The organism is Streptomyces sp. XY431 (genome assembly GCF_001279805.1).
GTDB lineage: Bacteria > Actinomycetota > Actinomycetes > Streptomycetales > Streptomycetaceae > Kitasatospora > Kitasatospora purpeofusca.
This window is the reverse complement of record NZ_LGDO01000525.1, coordinates 35,577-56,546: the sequence shown is the minus strand read 5'-3', so window position 1 is coordinate 56,546 and position 20,970 is coordinate 35,577. Positions and strand designations below refer to the sequence as shown.

The window sequence follows — 20,970 nt, the reverse complement described above, 5'->3', positions numbered from 1 at the left end:
GTGGCTAGAGCGCGCCCTTGCGCTGCAGCACGTTGTAGGAGATCCAGCCCGGGACCACCGGCAGCCAGAAGGTGAGCGCCCGGTAGAGGAAGACCGCCGGGGTGGCGACGGCGGCCGGCACGTCGGCGACGGTGAGCGCGCCGATCAGGGCGACCTCGACCGGGCCGATGCCGCCGGGGGTGGGGATGGCGGAGCCGGCCGCGTTGGCGGTCAGGAAGACCACGGCGACCGCCGAGAAGGAGATCGAGCCGCCGAAGGCCTGCACCGAGGCGTCCAGGCAGGCAGTGAACGACAGGGTCAGCAGCAGGATGCCGCCGAAGCCGGTGACCAGCTTGCTGGGCGTCTGCATGAGGTCGAGCATCCGCGGCACCACGCCGAAGAACAGCGAGCGCAGCCGGTTCAGCACGAACCGCCGCAGCGGGGCGACCGCCGCCACCACCAGCGCCAGCACGGCCGCGCTCAGCACGCCGATGATCACCGCGCGGGAGGCGGACAGGTCGCCGTTGGTCTGGCTGCCGGTGATCAGGCCGAAGCTGAACAGCAGCAGCAGGTGCCCGGTCAGACCGGCCAGCTGGGAGGCGCCGACCGAGGCGACCGCCTGGCCGGAGCGGATGCCCGCCTTCTGCAGGTAGCGGGTGTTCAGCGCGATGCCGCCGATCGCGGCCGGGGCGACCAGCTTCACGAAGGAACCGGCGATCTGGGCGGCCACGGTCCGGCGGAACGGCAGCTTCTCCGGGACGAAGCCGGTCAGGCTCATCGCCGCGGCCACGTAGGAGAAGCCCGCCGCGGCGAGCGCCACCGCCGCCCAGGCCCAGTCCATCTGGGAGAGCTTGAGCTGGGCCGGCTTGACGGTGGTCAGGGTCAGATAGGCGGCGAAGGCGAACGCGATCACCATGATCAGGCTCTTCGGCTTGAGTCGCTCCAGCCTGGCCGGCTCCATCGGCGCCTCGGGCGCGATCTGCAGGATCTGGCCGCGGATCCGGCTGAGCAGGTCCTCGCCGGCGACCGCGATGTCCTCCTCGGCCTGCTCCTGGGTGCGCTCGCCGGCGGCGACCTGCTCCAGGGCCTTGGCCTGGGCGGCGGTCTTGCGCTCCTTGCCGAGCTTCTTCAGGTCGACCCGGGTCGACCGGCTCATCCCGACCGGCTGGAGCAGCGGCAGCGCCTGGGCGACCCGCTCGGCGCCGAGCACCGCGTTGGCGGTGGCGACCGTGCGCTCCGGGCCGATCCGCAGCGCGAAGGTGGTGAGCAGCTGGGCGACGTCGATCCGCAGGGTGAGGTCGGTGGCCGCGATGTCGCCGCCGGAGAGGTTGACCAGGCAGGCCGTCTTCCCGTCGACGACCAGCAGCGACTCGCCGGTGAGCCGGCGGTGCGCGATCCGGCGCTCGTGCAGGGCGGCGACCGACTCCCACAGCGAGGCCATCACCTGGTCGGTCACCTCCTCGTCGGCGAGGTCGTCCAGGGTGCGGCCCTCGACGTTCTCGTAGACCAGGATCGCGGCGTCCGGGCCCAGCTCGGAGGTGGCGACCAGCTGCGGGGCGCGGGCGCCGGAGGCGGCGGCCGCGTACGCGATCAGCGCCTCCTGCTCCAGCGCCTGGCGCAGCGACTGCGGGCTGCGCCGCACGGCCACCGAACGCAGCCGCAGCCGGCGCCAGGCCCGGTAGAAGAAGCCGGAGGCCTGCTGCTCGCGGTCGACGATGTGGACGTCCAGCGGCGGGCCGCTCTGCTGGGCGACCAGGTAGCGGCGGGTGCCGCCGGGGGCGTCGGGGGCGCGGTGGGCGCTGGCCGGGGTGAAGCCGACCTTGCGCAGGCCGATCATCAGGTGCTGCCCGGTGGGCCGGATGTTCGGCGAGCCGATCGCGTAGAGCGTGCCGTAGGCGACGGACCAGCCGATCAGCACGGTGAGCAGCAGGGACAGCGGGGTGGTGTAGCCGCCGAGCAGCTCGGTGATGCCGCTGAACACGACCACCACCCACAGGGCGACCCGCCAGCGCGGTCTGCTCGACATCCCGACCGCCGTCATATAGGCGATCACCGGGGCGAGGTAGCCGTGCACCGGATCGGTCAGGGTGCCGACGGAGTCCAGCGGGAAGCGGGTCAGCGCGTCCCGGATGTGGTCGGAGGCGCCCTCGGCCACCCACCAGTCGATGCCCAGCGAGACGCCGTAGGCCAGTACCGAGGCGAGCACGCCGTCGGCGACCCGCAGCCCGTCGCGCTTGATCAGCCGCTCGACCGCGAAGGCGAGCGGCACGGCCAGCACCGCGACGTTGGAGACCAGGCCGGTGATGGTGGACAGCACCGGGGAGAAGCGGGGCGCGTTCTCGGCGATGTCGATCTCGATGCCGGTGGTGGTCGAGGTCGCCACACCGGCGAGCACGAACACCGCGACGATGCCGAAGACGCCGGCCAGGAAGCGGATGAGGTCCGAGGGACGGTGCGCGCGGGCGGCGAGCAGCGGTTCGTCGACATCCAGGTGCGGGGTGTCGTCCAGCGGATCGTGCCCGGGGCGCGGGGCCGGGGCCTCCGTGCCGTCGGTCACGGCGCCCGGTCCGGGGTCGGCCGCGGGCGGCTGGCTGGGTACGGCGGCGGGCGCCCCGGTCTCGGGGCCGGCCGGCTGAGGGCTCTTGATCGTCCGTTCCTTGATCAGGGAGACTTCCGGTGACGGCGCGGCGGCGGGCTGTCCGCCGCGACCTGCGGGCATGCTGGCGGAGGACTCGTCGGAGCCCTCGTCCACACCCACGTCAGCCGTCCCGGTCATCTGGTCTTGTCCTCGTATCACCACTCACCGCCCCGAAGATGGTGGCATGCCTCGGCGCCCCGCGCTGGACAGGGGCCGGATCGGGCGCGGCGGATCGTTCGCACGGGCCCCGTCGTCCGGCCGGATGCGGAAGAATGCCGCAGGTGACGGACGCCCCCGACGAGGCCGGCCACGGCGAGCTGCCTCCCTTCGCCGAACTCGTGCTCGACCTGACCGAGCGGATTCCACCCGGCCGGGTGATGACCTACGGGGACATCGCCGAGTACCTCGGCCAGGGCGGGCCCCGGCAGGTCGGCCGGGTGATGGCCCTGTACGGCGGCGCCGTCCCCTGGTGGCGGGTGGTCCGCGCCGACGGCCGCCTGCTGCCCGGCCACGAGCACCGCGCCCTGGGCCACTACGGCGACGAGGGCACCCCGCTGCGGGAGCTCGCCGACCCGCCCCGGGTCGATCTGCGGCGCGCCCGCTGGGACGGCAGCGCCTAGCTCCGCCGGTACCGGCGGGGCGGGCCCGGATCGGGCGGAATCACGTGCGCGGACGGGAATGACGGGGCAGGATCGTAGGCTCGATGTACGACGGGCCCCTCGACGGGGCCCGCCCGCAGTTGCCGAGCACGACCCCCAGGACGTCCGTGAGCTCCCCCTACCGTCTGGTGCGCAGCCCCCTCGTACCGCCCGTACCGCCCGAACTCGACGCCTACCAGCGCGCCGTGGTCGAGCACACGGGCGGTCCGCTGCTGGTGCTCGCCGGACCCGGCACGGGCAAGACCACCACGCTGGTCGAGGCCGTCGCCCGGCGGATCGAGAACGGCACCGATCCCGAGCGGATCCTCGTCCTCACCTTCAGCCGCAAGGCCGCCGTGGAGCTGCGCGACCGGATGGCCGGCCGGCTCTCCGCCACCGCCGCCGGCGCCCGTGCCGCCGCCCCGCAGGCCACCACCTTCCACTCCTTCTGCTACGCCCTGCTCCGCGCCCACCAGGACCCGGCCGACTACGCCGAGCCGCTGCGGCTGCTCTCCGGCCCGGAGCAGGACGTCATGGTCCGCGAGCTGCTCGCCGGCGGCGCCGAGGACGCCCGGCGCGGCCGCTCCCGGATCGCCTGGCCGCTCGACCTGCGCGCCTGTCTGACCACTCGCGGCTTCGCCGACGAGGTCCGCGCCGTCCTCGCCCGCAGCCGGGAGCTCGGGCTGGGCGAGGCCGAGCTGGCCCGCTTCGCCGAGGGGGTGCGGCGCCCCGACTGGGCCGCCGCCGCGCACTTCCTCGCCGACTACCTCGACGTCCTCGACCTGCGCGGCGTCCTCGACTACGCCGAGCTGGTGCACCGCGCCGTGCTGCTCGCCGAACGCCCCGAGGTCGAGCGGAGCCTGCGCGAGCGCTACGACGCGGTCTTCGTCGACGAGTACCAGGACACCGACCCGGCCCAGGTCCGGCTGCTGCGGCGGCTGGCCGGCGGCGGGCGCGAGCTGATCGCCGTCGGCGACCCGGACCAGTCCATCTACGCGTTCCGCGGCGCCGACATCAACGGCATCCTGGAGTTCCCGCAGACCTTCCGGCACGCCGACGGCCGCCCCGCCGAGGTCAAGGTGCTGCGGGTGTCCCGCCGCTCGGGCGCCGTGCTGCTCGCCGCCGCCCGCGAACTCACCCGGCGGATGCCGATGGGCCGGCTGCCCAGCGACAAGCTCGCCCAGCACCGCGCCCCGCTGCCCGCGCGGGAGGGCGGCCGGGTCGAGGTCCGCACCTACCCGACCCCCGGCGCCGAGCTGGACTCGGTCGCCGACCTGCTGCGCCGGGCCCATCTGGAGGACGGCGTGCCGTGGGGCGAGATGGCGGTGCTGGTCCGGGCCGGCGCCCGGTCCATCCCCGGGGTGCGGCGGGCGCTCGGCGCGGCCGGGGTGCCGCTGGAGATCGACGGCGACGACCTGCCGCTGCGCGAGGAGCCGGCCGTCGCCCAGCTGCTGCTGGCGCTGCGGGTCTGTGCCGAGCAGGCGGTCCGCGACCGCCGGGACGCCGCCGAGGACGACGGGGCCGGCCCCGGTACGCCCGACCCGCTCACCACCGAACTCGCGCACGCCCTGCTCACCGGTCCGCTCGGCGGCCTGGACGGCGCCGACCTGCGCCGCCTCGGCCGCACCCTGCGGGAGGAGGAACGCGCCGCCCTGCGCGCCGAGGCCGCCGCGCTGGCCCGGGACGCCGAGCGGGCCCGCGCGGCCGCCGAGGACGACGGCGCCGCCGCCCCGGCCGCCCCTGCCCCGACTGTCGCCGCCCCGGCCGCCGCCGTTCCCCGCCCGGCCGGCGAGCTGGTCCGCGAGGCCCTCGCCGAACCGGAGCGCCTCGCCGTTCTGGACACCCCCTACGCCCGCCGCGCGTACGCCCTCGGCAGCCTGCTGCGCAAGGTCCGCGAGGCCCTCGCCGGCGGCTGCACCGCCGAGGACGCCCTCTGGCAGCTGTGGGAGGGCTCCCGCCGCTGGCGCGAACGCCTGGAGCGCGCCGCCCTGCGCGGCGGCGCCGCCGGCCGCAACGCCGACCGGGACCTCGACGCCGTCTGCGCCCTCTTCGAGACCGCCGCCCGCGCCGAGGAGCAGGTCACCGGCCACCGCGGCGCCCTGGACCTGCTCGCCGAGCTGGAGGCCCAGGACATCGCCGCCGACACCCTCACCGTGCGGGCCGTGCGCCCCGAGGCGGTCCGGCTGATGACCGCCCACCGCGCCAAGGGCCTGGAGTGGCGGCTCGTCGTCGTCGCCGGCGTCCAGGACGGCCTCTGGCCCGACCTGCGCCGCCGCGGCTCCCTCCTGGAGGCCGACCGGATCGGCCGCGACGGCCTCGCCGAACCCCTCACTCCCGCCGCCCTGCTCGCCGAGGAACGCCGCCTCTTCTACGTCGCCGCCACCCGGGCCAAGGACCGGCTGGTCGTCACCGCCGTCAAGGCCCCCGCGGACGACGGCGACCAGCCGTCCCGCTTCCTGCGCGAGCTCTACCGCGAGGAGGTCGACCCCAGGACCGGCCGGGTGCTGCGCCGCACCCCTGCCGTCACCGTCGAGGACGTCACCCACCGCCCGCGCCGTCCGCTCGCCGTGCCCGCGCTGGTCGCCGAGCTGCGCGCGGTCACCGTCGACCCCGCCCGCTCGCCCGAGCTGCGCCGCGCCGCCGCCGAACGGCTCGCCACCCTCGCCCTCGCCACCGACGAGGAGGACCGCCCGCTCGTCCCCGCCGCCCGCCCCGAGGCCTGGTGGGGCCTGGACGACCCCACCGCCGCCCCCGCCCCGCTGCGCGACGCCGCGCTGCCGGTGCGGCTCTCCGGCAGCGGCCTGGAACAGCTGGAGAGCTGCTCGCTCCAGTGGTTCCTCGACAAGGAGGTCAAGGCCCGCGGCACCTCCTCCGCCGCGCAGGGCTTCGGGAACGTCGTGCACGCCCTCGCCGACGAGGTCGGCTCCGGCCGCACCCCCGCCGACCTCGCCGTCCTGATGGAACGCCTGGACACCGTGTGGGACGCCCTCGCCTTCGACGCGCCGTGGAAGTCCCAGCAGGAGAAGTCCGAGGCCCGCGACGCCCTGGAGCGCTTCCTCACCTGGCACGTCATGGCCCGCGGCCGGGACGTGGTCGCCACCGAGCACGGCTTCGACGTCACCCTCGACGCCGGCGGCGTCCAGGTGCGGATCCGCGGCTCGATGGACCGGGTCGAGCAGGACGAGGCCGGCCGCGCCTACGTGGTCGACTTCAAGACCGGCAAGCAGACGCCCACCGACAAGTCCCTGCCCGACCACAAGCAGCTCGCCGTCTACCAGCTCGCCGTCCGCTCCGGCGCGCTCAACGGGCTGCCCGGCTTCGACCCGGCCACCGCCGCCGAGTCCGGCGGCGCCGAACTCGTCCAGCTCCGCAAGCCCGACAAGGCCGTGCCCGAGGCGCCCAAGGTGCAGCGGCAGGACCCGCCCGACGGCGAGCCGTGGATCGAGAACCTGCTCGCCGACGCCGCCGGGCGGATCCTCGCCGAACGCTTCGTCCCGCAGACCGGCGGCGGCTGCGACCGCTGCACCTTCCGGCGCAGCTGCTCCGCCCAGCGCGAGGGCGTCCAGGTGGTCGAGTAGACCCGTCCTTCCGCCCCCGCGACCGGGGCGGCGGCCGCCCCGCGTGGCCCTCGCAACACGTGGCCGTCGCCACAGCGGCGCCCGGGCTGTCGGCGGCCCCCGTTACCGTTGCGTGGTGACCGCCGTGCTCAGCCATCCCGACCAGCTCAAGGAGCTGCTGGGCATTCCCTTCAACCGGGAGCAGATCGCGGCCGTCGGCGCCCCGCTGCGGCCCGCCGTCATCGTCGCCGGCGCCGGCTCCGGCAAGACCACCGTGATGGCCGCCCGGGTCGTCTGGCTGGTCGGCTCCGGTGCCGTCCGCCCCGAGCAGGTCCTCGGCCTCACCTTCACCAACAAGGCGGCCGGCGAACTCGCCGAGCGCGTCCGCGCCGCCCTGCGCCAGGCCGGGGTCGCCCAGCCCCCGGCGGAGGAAGGCTGGGCTGCCGGCCCCCACGGCGAGGACCTCGGTGAGCCCGAGATCTCCACCTACCACGCCTTCGCCGGCCGCCTCCTCAAGGAGCACGGCCTGCGCATCGGCATCGAGCCCGACGTCCGGCTGCTCGCCGACGCCACCCGCTTCCAGCTCGCCGCCAAGGTACTGCGCACCGCCCGGGGCCCGTTCCCCGCCCTCACCGGCACCTTCACCGGCCTGGTCGCCGACCTCATCGCCCTCGACGGTGAACTCGCCGAGCACCTGGTCACGCCCGAGCGGCTGCGCGCCCACGACGAGGACCTGCTCGACGCCCTGGCCGGCGTCCGGCTCAGCAACGAGGACCTGCGGGCGGTGCCCGCCACCGCCCGGGCCCGGCTGGAGCTGCTGCGCCTGGTCGAGGACTACCGGCGCCGCAAGAGCGCCGCCGGCCTGATGGACTTCGGCGACCAGATCGCCGCCGCCGCCCGGCTCGCCCAGCAGCGTCCGGAGGTCGGCGCCCTGCTGCGGGACCAGTACCGGGTGGTCCTGCTCGACGAGTACCAGGACACCTCCGTCGCCCAGCGCCTGATGCTGGCCGGCCTGTTCGGCGCCGGCCCGGACGGCCCCGCCCCCGGCCACCCCGTCACCGCCGTCGGCGACCCCTGCCAGGCCATCTACGGCTGGCGCGGCGCCTCCGTGGCCAACCTCGACGACTTCCCGCGCCACTTCCCCGCCGCCGACGGCACCCCCGCCGACCGGTACGCGCTCAGCGAGAACCGCCGCAGCGGCGGCCGGCTGCTCGCCCTCGCCAACGGTCTCGCCGCGCCGCTGCGCGCCATGCACGAGGGCGTCGAGGCGCTGCGCCCCGCCCCCGGCGCCGAACTCGACGGCCGGGTGCGGGCCGCGCTGCTGCCCACCCACACCGAGGAGATCGACTGGCTCGCCGACCGGATCGCCCACCTGGTGCGCACCGGCACCGCGCCCGGCCGGATCGCCGTACTGTGCCGGGGCGGCGCGGCCTTCCCCGACGTGCACGCCGCGCTGGTCGCCCGCGAGGTGCCGGTCGAGGTGGTCGGCCTCGGCGGGCTGCTCCACCTGCCCGAGGTGGCCGACCTGGTCGCGGTGTGCGAGGTGCTCCAGGACCCGACCGCCAACGCCGCACTGGTCCGGCTGCTGATCGGCCCGCGCTGGCGGATCGGCCCGCGCGACCTCGCGCTGCTCGGCCGGCGCGCCGCCGAACTCGTCCGCACCGCGCGCCCCGAGGGCGTGGAGCCGCTCGCCGCCGCCGTCGCCGAGACCGACCCCACCGAGGTGGTCTCGCTCGCCGACGCCCTGGAGAGCTTCCTCGACGGCGAGGAGCCCGAGGACCCGGACGCCCCGGCGTTCTCCGCCGAGGCCCGGATCCGCTTCGCCCGGCTCGCCCGCGAACTGCGGGAGCTGCGCCGCTCGCTCGCCGAACCGCTGATGGACGTGCTGCACCGGGTGCTCGCCGTGACCGGCCTGGAGGTCGAACTCGCCGCCTCCCCGCACGCGCTCGCCGCCCGCCGACGGGAGACCCTGCACGCCTTCCTCGACGTCGCCGCCTCCTTCTCCGACCTCGACGGCGACCCGGGCCTCGCCGCCTTCCTCGGCTTCCTGCGCGCCGCCCAGGAGCACGACCGGGGCCTGGACGCCGGCCTGCCCGGCGGCGAGGACACCGTCAAGGTCCTCACCGCGCACAAGTCCAAGGGTCTGGAGTGGGACGTGGTCGCCGTCCCCGGCCTGGTCAAGGGCGCCTTCCCGTCCTCGACCCCGCGCGAGCGCTGGACCAGCGCCAAGCGGGTCCTGCCGCACGCCCTGCGCGGCGACGCCGCCACCCTGCCCGATCTGCGGGGCGACTGGAACGCGAAGGCCGTGAAGGAGTTCAGGGCGGCCCTGGCCGAGCACTCCGCCACCGAGGAACTGCGCCTCGGCTACGTCGCCTTCACCCGCCCCCGGGCCCTGCTGCTCGCCTCCGGCCACTGGTGGGGGCCGAGCCAGAAGACCCCGCGCGGCCCCTCCGCCTTCCTGGAACAGCTCCGCGAGCACGCCGAGCTCCCCGGCAACGGCGAGATCGACGTCTGGGCCGAGCCGCCCGCGGAGGGCGCCGAGAACCCGGCGCTCGCCGCGCCCGTCGAACGCCCCTGGCCGCTGCCGCTGGACCCGGCCGCCCAGCAGGCCCGCCGCCGGGTGGCCGAGGTCGTGCACCGGCGGCTGGCCGGGCAGCCCGCCCCCGACCCGGGGCCGATGGCGCCCGAGGACCGCCGGCTGGTCGAGTCCTGGGACCGCGACCTCACGGCGCTGATCGGCGAGTTGGAGCGCTCCCGCGGCCGGGTTCGGGAGGTGCCGCTGCCGGCCTCGCTCTCCGCCACCCAGCTAATGCGGCTGGCCGCCGACCCGGACGGCTTCGCGCACGACCTCGCCCGCCCGATGCCCCGCCCGCCGCAGCCCGCCGCCCGGCGCGGCACCCGCTTCCACGCCTGGGTGCAGTCGCGGATCGAACCGCTGATGCTGATCGGCCCGGGCGCGCTGCCCGGCGCCGACGACGACGGCATCGAGGACGAGCAGGACCTGGAGCGGCTCAAGGAGGCGTTCCTGGAGCGGCTCAAGGAGGCGTTCCTGCGCTCCCCGTACGCCGGCCGGACCCCGCTGCGGGTCGAGGCGCCGTTCCAACTGGTGCTGGCGGGCCGGGTGGTGCGCGGCCGGATCGACGCGGTCTACCGTGACGGTGACGACGGGTCAGAAATCGGCGGCGCGTCACGCTACGAAGTGGTGGACTGGAAGACGCACCGCGAGGAGACCGCCGACCCGCTCCAACTCGCCGTGTACCGACTGGCGTGGGCCGAACAGGCCGGCGTTCCGCCGGAGCAGGTCACGGCCTCGTTCCTGTACGTCCGGAGCGGCCGGATCGAACAACCCGCAGGACTTCCCGACCGAAAAGAGTTGGAACGGCTCCTGATCGGGAACAGTGAAGAATGAGTCACAGAGAGCATTCAAGTCATCACGGCATCGGGCGAAACCTGTGCGTAGTGCACGTTTCGCGCCTATTGTGGGGTCGGTAACCGGTCAACCCCCGTGCTCCGGCCGCCAGCGAGGCCCGTATTCCCTAACCCTCAGTCATCACCGCAGGTGCCCTCGGGCATCCGCGTCTTCTGCTGGAGAACCGAAGTTGAGCGCGACCGGATGGATCAGAGAACGGTTCGCCGGGCCGACCCCGGGAACCGCACCCGGCGCGACCGGCACCTGGCCGAGGACGGCACTGTCGCTGCCGTTCATCGGTATGGCGCTGGTCGTCGTCCTCGACTACTTCACCGACGCCGCGGTGACCGTCGAACCGGCGCTCACCGCCGTCCCCGCGCTGGCCGCCGTGGTCAGCCGACGCACCTGGTACCCCCTCGCCATCGGCGCCTGCACCGAGGTCGCCGCCTTCGCCATGGCCGTGCACAACGACGTGCTGGGCGAGTCCGTGCACAGTGCCACCGTCTTCGCCATCGTCCTCGTCGCCGTGATCAGCTGGGTCAGCGCCACCCTGAGGCTGCGCCAGGAGCGCCTCCTCGCCGACGCCCAGCTGGTCGCCTCCATCGCCCGGCGCGTCCTGCTGCGCCCCGTCCCCGACCGGGTCGGCACCGTCCGCGCCGCCGTCCACTACGCGGCCGCCGCCGCCCACGCCCGGATCGGCGGTGACCTCTACGAAGTCGTCAACACCCGGCACGGCGTGCGCGCCGTCGTCGGCGACGTTCGCGGCAAGGGCCTCGGCGCCGTCGAGACCGCCGCCGCCGTGCTCGGCGCCTTCCGTGAGGCCGCCCACCAGGAGGCCGCCCTCGACAAGGTCGCCGGCTGGCTGGCCGACAGCCTCGACCGCGCCCTGCACGAGAACGACCACCCCGGCGTCGAGGAGGAGTTCGTCACCCTCGTCCTCATCGGCGTGGGCCCCGACGGCACCGCCGAGATCGTCAACTGCGGCCACCCCGCCCCGCTGCTGCTGCGCGGCGGCGAGGCCGTCCGTCCGCTCGAACTCGCCGAGACGGTGCCCCCGCTCGGCGTCCTCGACCCCGCCGACGTCCGGCCCCCGGTCCACCGGGTCCCGCTCCGCCCCGGCGACCGGGTCCTGCTCTTCACCGACGGCGTCATCGAGGCCCGCGACCGGGCCGGCGTCTTCTACCCGCTCGCCGAACGCTTCCCCCGGCACGCCGACGGCGGACCGGTGGAGGTGCTGCGCCGCCTGCACGAGGACGTCGTGCGCCACGTCGGACGCCAGCTCGGCGACGACGCCGCCATGCTGCTCCTCCAGTACGACCCGCCGCCGGTCACCGACCGGCCCGTCACCGCCACCGCTGCCGCAGCCGCCCGGGCCCCGGCCGATCCCGGCGGGCAGCCCGCCCCGCCGGCCCCGCGCACCCCGTCCGTCCCGCACGTTCCGCAGCAGAACGCGCACCTGTCCCGGCAGTGAGATCCGCTACAGCGACACCCTGACCACCAGCGGGCGGTGGTCCGACACCACCGTGCGCGGTGCCGTCGCCGGTCCCACCGCCGTCCGCGGCACCCCGACCGCCAGCACATGGTCGAACTGCACCGCCGGCCGGTGCGAGGGGTAGGTGGGCGTGCGTGCCAGGTCGTACCAGCCCTGGAGCCGCGCCCGCGGCTCCCGCACCCGCCGCCGGCGCGGCTCCACCAGCGCCGGCCGGGCCCGCCGGGCCGCCCGCAGCTCCCGCACCCGTGCCCGGGGCGCCGACCGCTCCAGCGCGCTCGCCCCGCCCAGCACCGTGCGCGGCACCGCGCCCACCAGGTTGAAGTCCCCCAGCACCAGGTACGGCTGCGGCAGGTCGGCGATCCACCGGCGGATCGCCGCCAGCTGCGCCATGTTCCAGCCCGGGACGAACGACAGGTGCGCCGCGACCACCGTGAACGGCCCCCGGCCGCCCTCCAGTACCGCCGCCAGCGCCGCGCGCGGCTCGTCCGGAACGGGTGTCAGTCCGCGCCGTCCGGCCACCCGCAGCGGGAGTCCGAACGGTGCCGGCGCGAACCGGCGGGCCCGCCAGTGCAGCACCGGAAGCCGGGTCAGCAGCGCGGTGCCGTAGGCGGGCGGTGCCTGCGCGCCGAGTTCGGCCGGCCCGTACACCTGGATCCCGGGGGGCGCCGAGGGTTCCGGCAGCCAGCCGGCCACCGGGGCGGGGCGGCCGTGCAGGGCCGCGGCGAAGCGCCAGTCGGCGGCGCCCATCGCGGCGGCGGCGACGGCGGCCTGGTCGGTGCCGCCGGAGCGGGCCTGGTGCCGGTCCACCTCCTGGAGGGCCAGCACGTCGGCGTCCAGCGCGGCCACCGCCTCCGCGAGCGGTCCCGCGGGGTCGGGCGGGAAGGGCCGCGGGGTGCCGTCGGGGGCCAGCGGCCGGCCGTGCAGCAGGTTGAAGGTGGCGATGCGCAACTGGCTCACGCGGTACGACGTTACCGGTCGACGTCGGCCCGCCCGCGTCGGCTCCCGTCCCGGGGGTCCTGGCCGGGGTTCTCCGCGGGTGCGCCCCGTGGGGTCCCGGCTTGACCCGTCGAGCATACCGGGTATACATACTCGGTATGTCCATCCGCCACGGCCTGCTCGCCCTGCTCGACCAGGGGCCGCGCTACGGCTACCAGCTGAGAACCGAGTTCGAGGCGCGCACCGGCGCCACCTGGCCGCTGAACGTCGGCCAGGTCTACACCACCCTGGCCCGACTGGAACGCGACGGCCTGGTCGTCCCCGCCGGGGAGGACGAGGAGGGCCACCAGTTCTACGAGGCCACCGAAGCCGGCCGCGCCGAACTGCGGACCTGGTTCGACACCCCGGTGCCGCGCACCAACCCGCCCCGGGACGAGCTCGCCATCAAGCTCGCCATGGCCGTCACCGTGCCGGGCGTCGACGTGCCCGCCGTCGTCCAGGGCCAGCGCCGGCACAGCATCAAGGCGCTCCAGGACTACACCCGGCTCAAGGCCCGCGCCCTGACCGGCGAGAGCCGGCCCGGCGGGCCCGAGCAGCCCGGCGCCGACCTCGCCTGGCTGCTCGTCCTCGAACAGCTGATCTTCCAGACCGAGGCCGAGGTCCGCTGGCTCGACCACTGCGAGACCCGGCTCGCCCAGCACGCGGAGGCGGAGCAGGCCCGCGCGGCCGAGAAGCGCGCCGCCGGGGCGGGTGACGGCGCGGCCGCCGCGCCCGCCCGCTTCGGCCGCCGCCGCAGCAAGGCCTGACACCCCGCGTGCCACTGGGCCGGAACCGAACCGGCCCGACCAGAACCGGCCCGACCAGAACCGGCCCGACCCGAACCGGCTTTGACCCGAACCACCGGCCCGACCGCCGCCATCGCGCGACGGGCCCCACCACAGCAGGGGGAACCGTGTCCCACACCGATCCGACCAGGAGCGGCGACGCCGTCCTGCACCTGGACCACGTCACCCGTGTCCACGGCCAGGGCGCCGCCGAGGTCCAGGCGCTGCGCGGCGTCGACCTCAAGGTCCGCCCCGGCGAGTTCGTCGCCGTCATGGGCCCGTCCGGCTCCGGCAAGTCCACCCTGCTGACCCTCGCCGGCGGCCTCGACAGCCCCAGCACCGGCCAGGTCCTGGTCGAGGGTGTCGCCCTCGGCGGCCTCGGCCGCAAGCGGCTCGCCGAGGTCCGCCGCCGCTCCGTCGGCTACGTCTTCCAGGACTACAACCTGATACCGGCCCTCACCGCCGCCGAGAACATCTCCCTGCCGCGCGAACTCGACGGCCTGTCCGCCCGCGCCGCCCGCCGCGAGGCCCTCACCGCCCTGGAGGAGCTCGGCATCCCCGAGCTCGCCGACCGCTTCCCCGACGACATGTCCGGCGGTCAGCAGCAGCGCGTCGCCATCGCCCGCGCCCTCATCGGCGACCGCCGTCTCGTGCTCGCCGACGAGCCCACCGGCGCCCTCGACTCCACCACCGGCGAGTCCGTGCTCGCCGTGCTGCGGGCCCGCTGCGACGCCGGCGCCGCCGCCATGATGGTCACCCACGAAGCCCGGCACGCCGCCTGGGCCGACCGCGTCGTCTTCCTCCGCGACGGCCGCATGGTCGACGAGAGCGCCAGCCAGGACGCCGGCAGCCTCCTCCTCGCCGCCGCCACCAACGCGAAGGGCCCGGTGGCGGAGTGAAGCTCAGCTCCTGGCGGGTCGCCCTGCGCATCGCCCGCCGTGACGCCCTGCGCGCCAAGGGCCGCAGCGCCCTCGTGATCGCCATGGTCGCCCTGCCCGTGCTCGGCGTCGCCGGCGCGGACGTGGTCTTCCGCAGCGCCGACCTCGACCCGGTCGAGAAGGCCGTCCGCACCATGGGCCAGGCCGCGGCCGAACTGCAGATCCTCGACCGCGGCGCCGTCGTCCTCCAGGCCCCGGACCCCGACGAGGACTACCACCTCACCGACGCCTCGGAGACGAAGAAGGAGAACGGGCAGCCCGCCTACACCCCCGAGCAGCGGCTCAGCCTCGACACCGAACCCGTCGAGCTCGCCCGCCGGCTCCTGCCCGGCGCCACCCTGGTGCCGTTCCGCGAGGGCCCCTACGTCGCCACCAGCACCGCCGAGGGCCTCGCCAACGTCCGGATCACCGAGGCCGACCTCGCCGACCCGGTCTGGCGCGGCCGCTACGACATCGTCAAGGGCCGCGCCCCCAGCGCCGACCACGAAGTGGCCGCCAGCCAGGAGTTCCTGAACGTCTCCGGGCTGCGGATCGGCGACCGCACCGCGCCCCGTGGCCTCGAATCCACCCCCTTCACCATCACCGGCGTCGCCGAGTACCCCGGCGACCTGCGCACCGCCGTCCTGTTCGCCCGCCCGGGCACCGTGCTCGACAAGCTGCCGAACAGCGGGGTCCGCAGCGGCGCCAGCTCGGTGAGCGAGAGCGTCAGCCACTGGCTGGTCAAGCTCCCCGCCGGGGCCGTCGTCGACTGGCCCAAGGTGATGGAGCTCAACAAGTACGGCTTCGCCACCGCCTCGCGCGCCGTGCTCCTCGACCCGCCGGCCCGTTCCGAGGTGCCGTTCTACGCCTACCAGGACAGCCAGGGCAACAGCGGCCGCACCCCCTTCTTCGACCGGACCGCCGTCGTCGTCCTCGGCACCGTGGTCGGCATGGCCCTGCTGGAGATCGTCCTGCTGGCCGGCCCCGCCTTCGCCGTCGGCGCCCGCCGCTCCCGCCGCCAGCTCGGCCTGCTCGCCGCCGGCGGCGGTGACCGCGCCCAGGTGCGGGCCGTCGTCCTCGGTGGCGGTGTCGTCCTCGGCCTCACCGGCGCCGTCGTCGGTCTGGCCGGCGGCATCGGTCTGGTCGCCCTGCTCCGCACCCGCGCCGAGGAGGCCGCCGGCCAGCGCTTCGGCCACTTCGACCTGCAGCCGCTCGACCTGCTCGGCATCCTGCTCATCGGGCTCGTCACCGGTCTGCTCGCCGCCGTCGTGCCCGCCGTCCAGGCCTCCCGGCAGGACGTCGTCGCCGCCCTCACCGGGCGCGACAACCTCAAGCCGCCCAGCCGCAAGCTCGCCCTGCTCGGCCTGCTCATGCTCGGCGGCGGCTCCGCCCTCGCCCTGCTCGGCGCCACCGGCGGCTTCGGCAGCCGCTCGCTCGCCGTACTCGGCGGTTCCGTGATCGCGGAGCTCGGCATGGTCGCCCTCACCCCCTACCTGGTCGGCCTGTTCGGCCGGATCGGCCGCTGGCTGCCGCTCGGCCCCCGCCTCGCCCTGCGCGACTCCGTCCGCCACCGCGGCCGCACCGCCCCCGCCGTCGCCGCCGTCATGGCCGCCGTGGCCGGCAGCGTCGCCGTCGGCGTCTACGTCGCCAGCAGCGACGAGGAGCACCGCCGCGAGTACGTGGCCGCCGGTCCCGCCAACGTCGTCATCCTGTCCAGCGGCTGGGGCGCCGCCGCCGACGGCTCGATGCTGTCCCAGCAGCGCGGCGCCGTGCAGAACTCCGTCCCCGGCCTCGGCGCCCGCGCCGACGTCCAGCGGGTCAACTACCTGGGCGACTGCCGGGCCTCCGGCCAGAGCTGCGGCCGTGTCTCGGTGGCCCTGCCCGAGGAGCGGAAGTGCCCGATCTGGGGCAAGGGCCGCCGCACCCTCAGCCAGGAGGAGATCGAACGGCTCGGCCGTGAGGACCAGCGCTGCAAGGACCGCGTCATCACCCGCGGCAACAGCTTCGGCGCCGTCCAGTCCGGCGACGCCGCCCTGCTGCGCAACTTCTACGGCGTCACCGACCCGGCCGCCGGGCAGGCGATCGCCCAGGGCAAGGCCGTCGTCTTCGACGAGCGCTACCTCAAGGACGGCAAGGTCGCCCTCGAACTCACCGAGCCCTACCCCGACGGCCCGATGGACGCGGACTTCGAGCCCGCCGCGCGCACCGTCACCGTCGACGCGGTGTTCGTCACCAGCCCGTTCAACCCCGGCGGGACCGCCGTGGTCAGTGCCGAGACCGTCCACCGGCTCGGCCTCACCAGCAGCGACGCGGGCTCCGTCTGGCTGCCCGACACCGCGCCCGCCGACGCCGCCGAGCAGCGGGCCCGGGCCGCCCTCGCCAAGCTGTCCGACGGCATCGAGTTCGAGGTCGAGCGCGGCTACCAGTCCCCGGGCGACCTGATCAGCCTCGGGCTCACCGCGTTCGCCGGCCTCGTCGCCCTCGGCGCCGCCGGCATCGCGACCGGCCTCGCCGCCGCCGACTCCCAGCGGGACCTCACCACCCTCGCCGCCGTCGGCGCCGCGCCCCGGATCCGGCGCACCCTCTCCGGGTTCCAGTGCGGGGTCATCGCCGCCATGGGCGCCCTGCTCGGGGCCGCCGCGGGCATCGTGCCCGCCGTCGCCCTGCGCAAGGTCGAGGCCGCCGGGTCCGGCTACCCGGGGATGAGCCTCCAGGAGGAGGCGGCCAAGGGCATCGTGGTGTTCCCCTGGCTCAACATCGGGGTGACCGTGGTCGTGCTGCCGCTGCTCGCGGTGGCGCTGGCCGCACTGCTCACGCGCTCGCGGATCTCGCTGCTGCGCCGCTCCGGCTGATCCCCGCCGGGTGGGCCGGTCCGCCGGTCCGCCGGTCCCCGCCGTCCTTCCCGTTGTTCCGTCGACCGTTCTGTCGACCCGTCGCCCCCGGCGCCGCTTCCCGCGCGCGTCCGGGGGTGACGGACGTTACAGGCACCGGGGTGCCCGCCCGGTGGGACCGGGGCCGCTGCGGGGTGCCCGGGCGAACTAAAGTCGTCGGTATGACGAGAACCCCGGACAGCGTCGTCCGCTCCTTCATCGACCAGCACCAGGCCGCCTTCCTCGCGGACCTCGCCGACTGGCTGCGCATCCCCTCGGTGTCCGCCGACCCCGGCCGGGCCGCGGACGTGCGGCGCTCCGCCGAGTGGCTGGCCGCCAAGCTGCGCGACACCGGCTTCCCGGTGGCCGAGGTGTGGGAGACGGACGGCCTGCCGGCGGTCTTCGCCGAGTGGCCCTCCGGGGACCCGTCCGCGCCGACCGTGCTCGTCTACGGGCACCACGACGTGCAGCCCGCCGCCCGCGAGGACGGCTGGGCGACCGACCCGTTCGAACCGACCGTGGTCGGCAACCGGCTGTACGCCCGGGGCGCCGCCGACGACAAGGGCCAGGTCTTCTTCCACACCCTCGGGGTGCGGGCCCACCTGGCCGCCACCGGCCGCACCGCGCCGGCCGTCAACCTCAAGCTGCTCGTCGAGGGCGAGGAGGAGTCCGGCTCGCCGCACTTCGCCGAGCTGGTCCGCCGCGAGGCCGACCGACTGGCCGCCGATGTGGTCATCATCTCGGACACCGGTATGTGGTCCGAGACCACGCCGACCGTCTGCACCGGTATGCGCGGCCTCGCGGACGCCCAGATCGACCTGTACGGGCCGGACACCGACATCCACTCCGGCTCCTTCGGCGGCGCCGTGCCCAACCCGGCCGCCGTCGCCGCCGAGCTGGCCGCCGGTCTGCACGACGCCGACCACCGGGTCGCCGTCCCCGGCTTCTACGACGGCGTGGTCGAGCTGACCGACCGCGAGCGCGAGCTCTTCGCCGAGCTGCCCTTCGACGAGGCCGCCTGGCTGAAGGTCGCCAAGTCGTACGGCACCCGCGGCGAGGCCGGCTACTCCACCCTGGAGCGGATCTGGGCCCGCCCGACCGCCGAGGTCAACGGCATCTGGGGCGGCTACACCGGCCCCGGCGGCAAGACCATCGTGCCCGCCTCGGCCCATCTGAAGCTGTCCTTCCGGCTGGTCGCCGGGCAGGAGGTCGAGAAGGTCCGCGAGGCCGTCCGCTCCTGGGTGGCCGACCGGGTGCCCGAGGGCATCAGGTACGAGCTGGTCTTCCCGGGCGCGACCAGGCCCTGCCTGACCCCGCTCGACCACCCGGCGCTGCAGTCCACCGTCCGGGCCATGGGCCGGGCCTTCGAGCAGCGGATCCTGTTCACCCGCGAGGGCGGTTCCGGCCCCGCGGCCGACCTTCAGGACGTGCTCGGCGCGCCGGTGCTGTTCCTCGGCATCTCGGTGCCCTCGGACGGCTGGCACTCGGTGGACGAGAAGGTCGAGCTGGACCTGCTGGCCAAGGGCGTCGAGACCGCCGCCTACCTGTGGGCCGACCTCGCCGAGAACTGGCGGCCCGGCGGTGGGCAGGAGTGAATCGGCAGCGCCCCGCCCGCGCGGCGCACCCGACCCGTCCGGAAGACTCATCACGTGGGGATGGAACAGTTGAGCACCGTGCCTGAGACCGAACACCCGTTGCACCTGGCGCTGGCCCGGGCCGGGGTGGACCGGGCGGCCCAGCACCGGGTCGACGAGCCCTGGCTGGCGGCCGCGTGGAGCCACCCGTCCACCAAGGTGCTGCCGATCGCCGGCGGCGAGGCGTTCGTGGTGGACAGCGGGCAGGGGACCGAGCTGGTCCTGCTGCCCTCCTTCGAGGCGCCGCAGAACGGTGACCGGTACTTCCTCGGCACCGACGAGGACGGCGTCTCCTACTTCGCGCTGGCGGGCGAGAGCCTGCCGGGCCGACTGGACGGCGACGCCCGTCCGGCCGGGCTGCGCGAGGTCGGCGCGCTGCTCTCCGACCGGGACGCCGGGCTGCTGGTGCACGCCGTCGCCCTGGAGCACTGGCACCGGCTGCACAGCTTCTGCTCGCGCTGCGGCCACCCGACCGAGAAGGCCGGCGCCGGGCACGTGCGGCGCTGCACCTCCTGCGCGGCCGAGCACTACCCGCGCACCGACCCGGCCGTGATCATGATGATCACCGACGAGCAGGACCGCTGCCTGCTCGGCCGCCAGGCGCTGTGGCCCGAGGGCCGCTGGTCGACGCTGGCCGGCTTCGTCGAGCCGGGGGAGTCGATCGAGCAGGCGGTCGTGCGCGAGGTGTACGAGGAGGCCGGGGTGAAGGTCGCCGAGGTCTCCTACGTGGCCAGCCAGCCGTGGCCGTTCCCGTCCAGTCTGATGCTGGGCTTCCTGGGCAAGGCGCACCCGGACGGCACCGCGATCACCGTGGACGGGGAGGAGCTGGCCGAGGCGCGCTGGTTCTCCCGGGAGGAGCTGCGGGCGGGCATGGCGGCGGGGGAGATCCTGCCGCCGTCCGGGATCTCGATCGCCCGGCACCTGGTCGAGCTCTGGTACGGCGAGCCGCTGCCGACGGCGGCCCGCTGGTAATTCCGGCGGCGGCCCCGAGGGGCCGGGGGGTCGGAGCGTTCCATGGATTGGGGGCGCGCGGAGTTGATTCGCGCGCCCCCAATTTCCATTCCGAACCTGTCTCCCCAGGATGTTCGTAATCGGAGCGGCCCTGCCCGGAAGGGCCCCAGGGCACCGGGGGGACACTGTCACCGATCCCGGGCGACTTTGCCGCAAACGCCTGAAAGCCGCTCACCCGTCTCGCTACATTCACTCGGGTGACAATCCCCCGGGGCACCGCCCAATCCCCCAAATACCAGCGCCTCGCCGCGGACCTGCGCCGCCGCATCGCCGAGGGCGAGTTCACCACCGCGGCCGCCCTCCCGGTCGAGAGCGAGCTGGAGCGCCAGTACGGCGTCGCCCGCAACACCGTCCGCCTGGCCGTCGACGTCCTCGTCAACGAGGGCCGGCTCGTCCGTCTCCAGGGCAAGGGCACCTATCTGCGCGAGCACCCCGTGCTCGACCACCGCGCCTACGGACCCGCACCCCGCCTCGAACCGCAGGGCCCCGCCCCGCTGGACTGCCTGGCCACCCCCAGCGCCGTCTACCGGGGCGAGGCCGACGACAGCGGACGCGAACTCACCGTCGACTTCGAGATGATGATCGTCCGGGCCCGCGTCGACATCGCCGAGCGCCTCGGACTGCGCCCCGGCGAGGCCATCGTCGTCCGCCGCCAGCTGCGCCTGCTCGACCGCGAGCCGTACTCGATCGAGGAGAGCCACTACCGGGCCGGCCTCGCCGCCGGCACCCCGCTGATGGAACCCGACCAGATCGACGGCGGCGACGAGGCCGTGCTGGCCGCGCTGGGCCGCACCGAGGTCGGCGCCGTCGACCACCTGGTCGCCCGGATGCCCGGCCCCGAGGAGGCCCAGTGGTTCCAGGGCGGCCCCGGGGTGCCGCTGGTGGTCCAGACCCGGGTCACCTACGACCGGCGCGGGCCGGTCCGGGTCATCGAGACCCGCTACTCGGCCGACCGCAGCCGGCTGGTCTACGGGGTCGGCGACCTCGCCGTCCGGACCACGCTGCCCGCGCCCGCGGCCCCCGTCGACCCGGCCCGGGCCGACGCGCAGTGACCCGCGGGGCGGG

The 20,970-nt window shown here is 75.4% G+C and carries 12 protein-coding genes; 10 read left to right on the top strand and 2 right to left on the bottom strand.

Annotated features, from left to right (window positions below; genetic code table 11):
* Positions 1-4: 4 nt before the first annotated feature.
* A complete protein-coding gene (locus tag ADK60_RS40500; protein ID WP_234371490.1) occupies positions 5-2,755 on the bottom strand; it encodes a flippase-like domain-containing protein in 2,751 nt (916 codons plus the stop codon).
* Between the two features lie 134 nt (positions 2,756-2,889).
* Here ADK60_RS40500 and ADK60_RS40495 point away from each other — a divergent pair, with 134 nt between their 5' ends.
* From ADK60_RS40495 to ADK60_RS40480, 4 genes are all read left to right on the top strand, one after another.
* Positions 2,890-3,237, top strand: coding sequence for an MGMT family protein (locus tag ADK60_RS40495; RefSeq protein ID WP_053652023.1), 348 nt, complete (start codon positions 2,890-2,892; stop codon positions 3,235-3,237).
* Between the two features lie 83 nt (positions 3,238-3,320).
* The gene (locus ADK60_RS40490) at positions 3,321-6,833 is read left to right on the top strand and encodes an ATP-dependent DNA helicase (RefSeq protein WP_079009106.1); all 3,513 of its coding nucleotides are present in this window, start codon (positions 3,321-3,323) and stop codon (positions 6,831-6,833) included.
* A 115-nt stretch (positions 6,834-6,948) separates the two neighbouring features.
* Positions 6,949-10,221, top strand: coding sequence for an ATP-dependent helicase (locus tag ADK60_RS40485; RefSeq protein WP_053652055.1), 3,273 nt, complete (start codon positions 6,949-6,951; stop codon positions 10,219-10,221).
* Between the two features lie 190 nt (positions 10,222-10,411).
* The gene (locus ADK60_RS40480; protein WP_053652021.1) at positions 10,412-11,692 is read left to right on the top strand and encodes a PP2C family protein-serine/threonine phosphatase; all 1,281 of its coding nucleotides are present in this window, start codon (positions 10,412-10,414) and stop codon (positions 11,690-11,692) included.
* A 6-nt stretch (positions 11,693-11,698) separates the two neighbouring features.
* On the opposite strand, the gene ADK60_RS40475 is transcribed toward ADK60_RS40480, so the two are convergent.
* The gene (locus ADK60_RS40475; RefSeq protein ID WP_063783420.1) at positions 11,699-12,670 is read right to left on the bottom strand and encodes an endonuclease/exonuclease/phosphatase family protein; all 972 of its coding nucleotides are present in this window, start codon (positions 12,668-12,670) and stop codon (positions 11,699-11,701) included.
* Positions 12,671-12,807: 137 nt separating this feature from the next.
* On the opposite strand from ADK60_RS40475, the gene ADK60_RS40470 reads away from it, so the two are divergent.
* From ADK60_RS40470 to ADK60_RS40445, 6 genes are all read left to right on the top strand, one after another.
* Entirely contained in the window at positions 12,808-13,455 is a 648-nt protein-coding gene (locus ADK60_RS40470; RefSeq protein ID WP_045939075.1) for a PadR family transcriptional regulator, read from the top strand.
* 146 nt (positions 13,456-13,601) lie between these two features.
* Entirely contained in the window at positions 13,602-14,372 is a 771-nt protein-coding gene (locus tag ADK60_RS40465) for an ABC transporter ATP-binding protein (protein ID WP_053652018.1), read from the top strand.
* The gene (locus ADK60_RS40460) at positions 14,369-17,242 is read left to right on the top strand and encodes an FtsX-like permease family protein (RefSeq protein WP_053652016.1); all 2,874 of its coding nucleotides are present in this window, start codon (positions 14,369-14,371) and stop codon (positions 17,240-17,242) included. The genes ADK60_RS40465 and ADK60_RS40460 overlap by 4 nt, the downstream gene beginning before the upstream one ends.
* Positions 17,243-17,442: 200 nt before the next feature.
* Positions 17,443-18,855 (top strand): dipeptidase, encoded by a 1,413-nt coding sequence (locus ADK60_RS40455; protein WP_053652014.1) that lies wholly within the window; start codon positions 17,443-17,445, stop codon positions 18,853-18,855.
* A 60-nt stretch (positions 18,856-18,915) separates the two neighbouring features.
* Positions 18,916-19,866: an NAD(+) diphosphatase gene (gene nudC, locus ADK60_RS40450; RefSeq protein ID WP_045939090.1), complete on the top strand. Its 951-nt coding sequence runs from the start codon at positions 18,916-18,918 to the stop codon at positions 19,864-19,866.
* 236 nt (positions 19,867-20,102) lie between these two features.
* Positions 20,103-20,957, top strand: a complete 855-nt coding sequence (locus tag ADK60_RS40445; RefSeq protein WP_053652012.1) for a GntR family transcriptional regulator — start codon at positions 20,103-20,105, stop codon at positions 20,955-20,957.
* The last annotated feature ends 13 nt before the right edge of the window (positions 20,958-20,970 follow it).